Below are 7,529 nucleotides of genomic sequence, written 5' to 3'. Positions count from 1 at the left end.
TCGGGTTGTCGGGTTGTCGGGTTGTCGGGTTGTCGGGTTGTCGGGTTGTCGGGTTGTCGGGTTATCTGGTTATCTGGTTATCTGGTTATCGGGTTATCGGGTTATCAGGTTATCAGATTATCTAAATTAATGCCAAATTTACCTGAAAATAGTGCAAAATTTCAGTATGAACTCTTTTAACCCCCAAAATTTGCTACCTCGTGCCTTCCTTCGCTTACGCCAAGAAGGATTTAAACTTGGTGTGGGAGAACTTTTGGCAGCGCGAAAAACAATTGAGGGTGGGTTTGGAGAGGATGAAAAAGCATTAGGAGAAACATTAAAAATTTTATGGTGTCACTCGCGAGTGCAACAAAGTCAGTTTGAGGAAATCTGGCAATCTCTCCTCACTATTACTACACCTAAACAGCCGGAAAAGTTTCCTACTTCACCACCCGAATCTCAGTCTCATCGCAAGAGGGTGGAAGAAGCCATGGAATTACCACCAGCAACTACTGAAGTTGTTACTGACATACAACCTCAACCAGAATTAGCATCAATACCGATTCAATCACCCCCGATACTGATAGAAAATGAGGATAACTCTGAATTACAAACTTATTATCCCATTTCGCGTCGTTCCATGGTTTATCGTTGGCGATATTTGCGCAAACCAGTGGCTGATGGCATAATGGATGTACTGGATGAAGCAGCGACAATTGAGCAAGCTACTCATCAAGGATTTTACCTCTTTCCTCTCTATCGTCGCCGAGAAAGAAATCATGCCCATTTGTTGCTATTGCTCGATCAAAATGGCTCCATGACTCCCTTTCATCGCTTTAGTCGCGATTTAGTTGAAACAGCACTTTATGAAAGTTCTCTCCAACCAGAAAAAGTCGATATTTTCTATTTTCATAATGTGCCAGCCGCTAGTCTTTATCAAGATATTTATCTAACACAACCTATTCCCCTCAAAACCGCATTAGCAAGCTGCGATAATGAAACTAGTATATTGATTGTCAGCGATGGAGGTGCAGCACGAGGGTATCGGGAGTTAAAACGAATTCGGGCAACTACTAGTTTTTTATTTCAATTAAAGCGATATACTGCTTTAATTGCCTGGTTAAATCCGATGCCTGAAACACGGTGGATTGGTACTTCCGCAGAAATTATTGCTAATTTGGTGTCAATGTATGAAATGGATGATAATGGATTAAGTAATGCGATTGATATTATCCGAGGTCAACCCCTACCACACCTCCACTCGCCTCTCTCATGACAAATACGACTGATTCAGCACAATTACCAGAATTGCGGGAACAGGCACAGCAAACTGTTGATAGATTTGTGCGGCGTTTTGATGAATCTTATCGGTTATTGGCTTATCATGCGGCATTGCCTTTGGTATTAACTCCAGAATTAGTTAATTACTTACGAAATGAATTTTTGCGAGGTGAGAAAGTTCCTTGGGTAGCGGAAGTTGATTTATTACTATCTGATTTATGTTCTCCGGTAGGCTATGAACTCTACGCGATGGATACTCATGTGCGGGGATATTTGCTGGAGGAAATGGCAAAAAATCCTCGTTTTGGCAAGCGGCGGATGGCGGAAGTTGCCCGGGTTTTAATTAACTATGTTAGTTATTTAGGTAGGCTTAATCCTGGAGTACGGCAAGAGGAATTAGAGGCACAACGCTGGGCGGCAATGGTGTATTTGGGAGATGAAAAGTGTAAGGAGGTAGTACGGGAGATTGCTAATAAGTTATTAGAAATTAGTAGTGGTAATAGTGGAGAAAACCGAAGTGAGTCAGAAATTCGGGCGGAATTAGCGCGATTGATTCGGATTACTGAAGAATTATCACCTCAGTTACAGGAAGAGCCAAGTTTATTGGAGTACGCAAGGCTGATGGAGCGAATTTTAAGAACACCAGCGGCAGTTAATCCATCAGAGTTGCTTCCTACTTATTTAGTAGATGATGTAGAATTGAATTTCCCTACTAGAGTCTTGCGAGAATTACTTCAAAGAAAGGTACTCTTCTCTCAAGAGACAGTTACTCAGGTTGAAGGTTACCCACCTCTACAAACTTTTGATTTTGAAGTGGCAACTATCGAGTTTGATACAGAAACTACCCAAACAGAAATAAACCCACAATTTGACCTAAACCCATTTCAATTTAAAGTCGCCACCATCGAACTGAAACAAACAGGCTGGTTAAGAAGAAAAACAAAACTGATAATCAACTATCATCAGCAAGAAGCTTTGAGTTTTACCGAAGAATTAGACAATGAAATTCAACTAGAAATGGTAGCCATTCCCGGAGGTAGTTTTATGATGGGTTCCCCAGAAAATGAACTTGAACGCCGTAATTCTGAATCTCCCCAACATAGAGTAACAATTAAACCCTTCTTTATGGGAAAATATTCAGTCACTCAGGCACAATGGCAAGCTGTCGCATTTCTACCACAGGTGAATCGAGAACTAAACTCAGATCCATCTTATTTTAAAGGAGCAGACCGTCCTGTAGAATCTGTATCTTGGTATGATGCTGTGGAATTTTGCTCCCGCCTCTCTATCAAAACCGGACAACCCTATCGCCTCCCTAGTGAAGCTGAGTGGGAATATGCTTGTCGGGCTGGCACAACTACGCCATTTCATTTTGGGGAAACAATTACCACTAAATTAGCCAACTATAACGGTAACTATACTTACGGGAAGGGTTTTAAAGGAGAATATCGTCAGGAAACAACTCCTGTAGGAAGCTTTGGTGTAGCAAATGAATTTGGATTATACGATATGCACGGGAATGTGTGGGAATGGTGTGGTGACGAGTGGCACGATAATTATGAAGGAGCGCCGATAGATGGTAGTGTGTGGGGAGAAAACAACGAGAATGATCATCATTCCCGGCTGTTGCGTGGTGGTTCCTGCTGCGAATATCCTGGTTTCTGCCGTTCCGTGTTTCGCGGCAACTATATTCCGAGCGACAGGGACCTCAACACTCTCGGTTTTCGGCTTGTGTGCGGCGTGGCGTGGACTTTGTAACCCTTTACATTTTTGCCCTTTTGCCTTTTACCCTTGATTATTTTTCACGAATTATTTTTGGATGTTTTCTGCTTTTGTTATCGCAAGGTAGGGCGAAGGATTTTGAGAGATTATTGCGATGCTTGGGTTATTGTTAATGTCAGGCAGGGCGAAAAATTATTGCGATCGCGAGGGGCAGGGCGAAGCATTCCGATATAAATATTTGGGTGAAATACAAAGGTTATCCCCGGAATGCTTCGCCCATACAAGGTTGTTCGTATGTATATTGAAATAGGTGGGATATATTAGCCTTAGTTAATTAATTAGGCTTTTTAAGATACTCAGTAAGTATCGTCCTATAAAATGCAACAAAAGAGCGATCGCAAAGCCCGCCGCATCCCACTCTATTAAAGGAATACCGCTGGCGAAACATTAAAAAAATGACCTAACTCTTTTGCTTGGGCTTTACTAATGCTTCTTTTTCCATTGATCACCTCTGAGGCAATTCCTTTAGATTTGAACACACCAATGAGATCTTTTTGCTTGAGATTTCGCTCTGCCATCAGCTCATTTAATATTTCATGGGGTGTCGCTTGTTTTAATTGATAATGCTGATCTTCAAAGTTCTCTATCAGCGTTACCAACAGTTTCAGTAACTCCTCTTGTTCCGGAGTTAGATCTACTTCCAGTTCCATGAGTTTTTCTACTACAGAAAGGAAAAATTCATTCTCTTCCTCTGTAGTAATTACTCTAGGCTGAATATCTGAGAGTAATTCTGCGTATGCCTGACGATCTAGTACAGAGTTCATCTTTTCCACTTCCCTTTGTCATAATCTACATGGGTTAATATATCTCTGACATAAATTATTTGGTAGCGAAAGTTAATCCAAACAATTAGTCTGTAATCATTCCCCTTGATGTTAAAAACTACATGTTCACCGACTAAATCCGCAGAAGGATAGGTTTCTCTAATCTCTGCTAAGTTTTTCCACGTCGCTTTTTTGGCTACTCGATACCAAGTATCAAGAGGGATTTCAGCTTGAGGATATTTTGCTGAGAAATCTAAAAGAGGCTGACGTTTGATAATACGCATAATTTACCATAAAAAATAAAATAATTATATTTATCTGTTTATTATTTCCCCTTCTATGTTCTCTTTTTGAGAACTTACTGTCAATAAGTCTAATTACTTACAGAGTCCACGCAACGCCGCACACAACCCGAAAACCGATATCGTTGACGCGCCTGCCGCCGGGATCATAGAAGCCGCGAAACGCGGAACGGCAGTAATCAGGATTGTAGAACCAGGAACCACCACGCAACAGCCACAAATAATTATCATTAGAGATCTCATTTACCTGCTCTTCCTCCCACGCACTACCATCTATCGGCGCTGCTTCATAATTTGAGTGCCACTTGTCAGCACACCATTCCCAGACATTCCCGTGCATATCGTATAATCCAAAATTATTCGCTACGCCAAAGCTTCCTACAGGTGTTGTTTCGCGCCGATAAATCCCCTTTGGTCCCTTACCATAAGAACCTTTCCATTTACCCAGTTCATCGTCTCTTCCATCATAATTAGCCAAATCTGTAGTAATCGTTTCGCCAAAATGAAACGGAGTAGTTGTTCCCGCACGACAAGCGTATTCCCACTCAGCTTCACTAGGGAGGCGATATTGTCGTCTAGTTTTGATAGAGAGGCGGGAGCAAAACTCCATCGCATCATACCAAGAAACACATTCTACAGGGCGATTTTCTCCTTTAAACCTGGATGGATTTGGCTCTAATTCCCGATTAACTTGAGGTAGAGAAGCTACAGCTTGCCATTGCGCCTGAGTAACTGGGTATTTACCTATGAAAAAAGATTTTACCGTTACCTCATGCTGCGGAGATTCATTGTCTCTATGCCCCTCTTCCGTATCTGGGGAACCCATCAGGAAAGTACCGTTTGGGATAGCTACCATTTCTAGGGTGATATTATTACCTAATTCTTCAATAAAATATTGAGCTTGTCGCCGCTGACGGTTGATGACTAAGCGAGGGGGAGGTTGTTCATTGGTTACTTGTTTAAGTTCCACAATCTCACATGCTTATGATGGGAATTCTTGGATAATCGCCTATTTTAGCAGTAAAATTGAAAGTAATTCTTCTCCCGCCCTTACCTATATGCTGAAAACCGTTGCAGGTATTTATCAAAACGGACAAATCGAACTCACTGAAATACCACAGAATGTGATAGCTCGAACTCAAGTACTTGTTACCTTTCTCGATCCCGAAAAACTTGACCCCATCAAACTGCGCCAACTAATCGAGCAACTGGAAACAATCGCCGGAATCCATCAGGGCTTCGAGGAACTTAAGGCTGGAAAAACCCGCCCGATGTCCAATTTCATTCAAGAGATGCAACAAAAATATGACATTTCAGGTTGAAATTACCCCTATCGCTGAAGCCCAAATCGAACAAGCTTATCAGTGGTATCGAGAATGGAATCCCGAATTTGCCGATTGCTGGTTTCGCAGTTTGATGAATGGAATTGCTACTCTCCAAGAGAAACCCCGTCGCTGTACCTTAGCAATTGAACACGAGATTTTTCCCGAAGAAGTGCGCCAACTCCTTCACGGTAAAGCCAAAAACATCTATCGAGTTTTGTTTACTATTCGAGAGGCTACAGTTTATGTGCTGTACGTGCGCCACACTTCCCAGGCTCCGCTAACCACTGACGATCTTGAAGATGAGGGCTAGAAAGATAGGATGATGGGAATAGGTTGGGTAATTGCGATCGCAAGCAATGGTGTTAGATTTTGATATAGGATAGCGATCGCAAGCAATGGTGTTAGATTTTGATATAGGATGGCGATCGTTAGGTTATTGTTATCGTAAAGCAGGGCGAAGCATTGCGATATAAATATTCGGGTAAAAGGCAAAGTTTGTCGCTGCAATGCTACTCTAGCCTTCGGCAACCCCTTCGGGGAACGAGAACGCTTCGCGAACGCCCCTACACAAAAAAATCGCTAATTTAGCGTAAATCTTGTTATTTATCCTTAGTCAATCGGAAAAACAAACTATCCCAATCAAAATCGCTATTTTCCCCTTCCTTCACTTCAAAAGTGACATTAGCAGCCTTCGGTTGTTCCAGCGTCTGCAAGCAAAGTTCAGCAATATCTTCCCTACTCACCTTACCCCGAATATTATCCCCCTGGTCAAACATTAAAGCTTTACCCCCCGCCTCTTCAGTCAAAGCACAAGGTCTGATAATTGTATAAGGAATACCACTTTCTCTCACTGCATCTTCTCCCCGCAATTTCCAAGTGAGAATCCCTCCCAATTGCTCGTTCATTCTTACTGCGGGTGGTTCTTCTGCTAAATTAATACCAGGACGATTTGGACGAGTAACACCAGCCGAACTTATCATCATGAATTGTGGCTTAATCGCACCACCATAAGCCTTAATTGTTTCCACTTCCAGGGCAAAACCTCCCGATTGAAAGTGCGGATTTAGTCCCCCATCATATTCAAACTTACTTAGCATAAGTTGCACGGCATAGACTTGACTAGCATCAAAAGGCGGTGCATCCTTCAAAGTCTTGGCACGAAATACAGGAATCAGCGCACTAAAAGGAATCAGCACATCAATCCAACTATCTTTTTGAGTATCGAAAGAATAGCAATAGGAAATTCCATCCCACTTAGATTCGCAGCGCAAGATAAACTTATAACGTTGACCATCACCTTTCACTCGTATTTCCATTCCCTCATAACCCGCTAAATTCAAAGATGGGTTAAAATTGCGAGTGCGAACCGAAACAAAACCCCCAGAATTAGCAGTGGAAACAATACCAGTAAAAAGTGCCGCCTTATCGATTAAACGAATTGAACTTTCGCTGACACCTCCCATTACCACATCATCCACAGCCCCCCAAGTTTCTTTCAAATCCTCTGAAGGGTTTCGGAAATCAAAAAGTAATTGTTTACCTGCTTCTAGACTCTTAGCAGCAACTTGTACCAGATTTTTGATACCTTGATAGTCCACAATTTCTGGGCTATCTACCACTTCTGGCATATAAAATTTAATGCCCTGATAATATTTTTCACGGGTGGGAGTATCTCCTTCCACAGGTTGGACTCTGACACCAGTACAACAGATTACCGCTGAGACATTATTCATCAATCCTGCGGTTAATGTTTCAGGCATGGTAATATCTGCCTCAAACAGTTCCACCTTATCGCCTAGGAGCGAGCGTCCTTTTTGGCTATCCCTGACTAAAGCGCGTACCTGATAATTCTGTTCGATTAAACGCCGCACAACTCGCTTGCCAACGCCACCCGTTGCCCCTGCTACCAGTATGATTCCCATGTTTTTTACTTGACTATGATTATTTTTTTTATTATTCTCACCACGGGCAAACAGCCGCTGAAGGCAATTTAGGAAAGGGATCACCTCAAAATAAGTTACAGTTTGGAAGAATCTGCCAAAATCCCATTGAGAGCGACTTTTTTCTGTCATCACCATCTCCTTCATCTTTTCTTT

At 42.2% G+C, this 7,529-nt stretch carries 10 protein-coding genes; 5 read left to right on the top strand and 5 right to left on the bottom strand.

Annotated elements, in window-relative coordinates; translation table 11 throughout:
* The 3 genes from NJ959_RS18050 to NJ959_RS18040 all read left to right on the top strand — a co-directional run.
* On the top strand, positions 1 to 180 hold a 180-nt coding region (locus NJ959_RS18050; RefSeq protein ID WP_254013130.1), incomplete at its 5' end, for a hypothetical protein.
* Positions 167 to 1,255, top strand: a complete 1,089-nt coding sequence (locus NJ959_RS18045) for a VWA containing CoxE family protein (protein WP_254013129.1) — start codon at positions 167 to 169, stop codon at positions 1,253 to 1,255. The genes NJ959_RS18050 and NJ959_RS18045, both read left to right, overlap by 14 nt.
* Positions 1,252 to 3,018: a formylglycine-generating enzyme family protein gene (locus tag NJ959_RS18040; RefSeq protein ID WP_254013128.1), complete on the top strand. Its 1,767-nt coding sequence runs from the start codon at positions 1,252 to 1,254 to the stop codon at positions 3,016 to 3,018. Before NJ959_RS18045 ends, NJ959_RS18040 begins: the two co-directional genes overlap by 4 nt.
* 386 nt (positions 3,019 to 3,404) lie before the next feature.
* On the opposite strand, the gene NJ959_RS18035 is transcribed toward NJ959_RS18040, so the two are convergent.
* From NJ959_RS18035 to NJ959_RS18025, 3 genes are all read right to left on the bottom strand, one after another.
* Entirely contained in the window at positions 3,405 to 3,806 is a 402-nt protein-coding gene (locus NJ959_RS18035; protein ID WP_254013127.1) for a helix-turn-helix domain-containing protein, read from the bottom strand.
* Positions 3,803 to 4,090, bottom strand: coding sequence for a type II toxin-antitoxin system HigB family toxin (locus tag NJ959_RS18030; protein ID WP_254013126.1), 288 nt, complete (start codon positions 4,088 to 4,090; stop codon positions 3,803 to 3,805). Before NJ959_RS18030 ends, NJ959_RS18035 begins: the two co-directional genes overlap by 4 nt.
* A gap of 97 nt (positions 4,091 to 4,187) precedes the next feature.
* On the bottom strand, positions 4,188 to 5,078 hold the full coding sequence (locus tag NJ959_RS18025; RefSeq protein WP_254013125.1) for a formylglycine-generating enzyme family protein: 891 nt from the start codon (positions 5,076 to 5,078) through the stop codon (positions 4,188 to 4,190).
* Positions 5,079 to 5,166: 88 nt separating this feature from the next.
* Here NJ959_RS18025 and NJ959_RS18020 point away from each other — a divergent pair, with 88 nt between their 5' ends.
* Positions 5,167 to 5,430 (top strand): hypothetical protein, encoded by a 264-nt coding sequence (locus NJ959_RS18020; protein WP_254013124.1) that lies wholly within the window; start codon positions 5,167 to 5,169, stop codon positions 5,428 to 5,430.
* Positions 5,414 to 5,743 carry a type II toxin-antitoxin system RelE/ParE family toxin gene (locus NJ959_RS18015; RefSeq protein WP_254013123.1) on the top strand — a complete coding sequence of 110 codons (330 nt, stop codon included), beginning with the start codon at positions 5,414 to 5,416 and terminating at the stop codon, positions 5,741 to 5,743. Before NJ959_RS18020 ends, NJ959_RS18015 begins: the two co-directional genes overlap by 17 nt.
* Here the strand turns inward: NJ959_RS18015 and NJ959_RS18010 are convergent.
* Together NJ959_RS18010 and NJ959_RS18005 are read right to left on the bottom strand one after the other, a co-directional pair.
* On the bottom strand, positions 5,740 to 5,961 hold the full coding sequence (locus NJ959_RS18010) for a hypothetical protein (protein ID WP_254013122.1): 222 nt from the start codon (positions 5,959 to 5,961) through the stop codon (positions 5,740 to 5,742). The genes NJ959_RS18015 and NJ959_RS18010 overlap by 4 nt on opposite strands.
* A gap of 71 nt (positions 5,962 to 6,032) precedes the next feature.
* On the bottom strand, positions 6,033 to 7,505 hold the full coding sequence (locus NJ959_RS18005; protein ID WP_254013134.1) for a CIA30 family protein: 1,473 nt from the start codon (positions 7,503 to 7,505) through the stop codon (positions 6,033 to 6,035).
* Positions 7,506 to 7,529 lie beyond the last annotated feature (24 nt).

It is taken from the genome of Limnofasciculus baicalensis BBK-W-15 (assembly GCF_024178385.1).
Taxonomy (GTDB): domain Bacteria; phylum Cyanobacteriota; class Cyanobacteriia; order Cyanobacteriales; family Coleofasciculaceae; genus Limnofasciculus; species Limnofasciculus baicalensis.
The sequence above is the reverse complement of the archived record's forward strand: the minus strand, read 5'-3'. Positions and strand labels throughout refer to the sequence as shown.

Bases quoted from the DNA above. Each gene is read 5' to 3' on its own strand.
- NJ959_RS18030 (WP_254013126.1), bottom strand. From the start codon at position 4,090: ATGCGTATTATCAAACGTCAGCCTCTTTTAGATTTCTCAGCAAAATAT.
- NJ959_RS18040 (WP_254013128.1), top strand. From the start codon at position 1,252: ATGACAAATACGACTGATTCAGCACAATTACCAGAATTGCGGGAACAG.
- NJ959_RS18020 (WP_254013124.1), top strand. From the start codon at position 5,167: ATGCTGAAAACCGTTGCAGGTATTTATCAAAACGGACAAATCGAACTC.
- NJ959_RS18035 (WP_254013127.1), bottom strand. From the start codon at position 3,806: ATGAACTCTGTACTAGATCGTCAGGCATACGCAGAATTACTCTCAGAT.
- NJ959_RS18005 (WP_254013134.1), bottom strand. From the start codon at position 7,505: ATGACAGAAAAAAGTCGCTCTCAATGGGATTTTGGCAGATTCTTCCAA.
- NJ959_RS18015 (WP_254013123.1), top strand. From the start codon at position 5,414: ATGACATTTCAGGTTGAAATTACCCCTATCGCTGAAGCCCAAATCGAA.
- NJ959_RS18045 (WP_254013129.1), top strand. From the start codon at position 167: ATGAACTCTTTTAACCCCCAAAATTTGCTACCTCGTGCCTTCCTTCGC.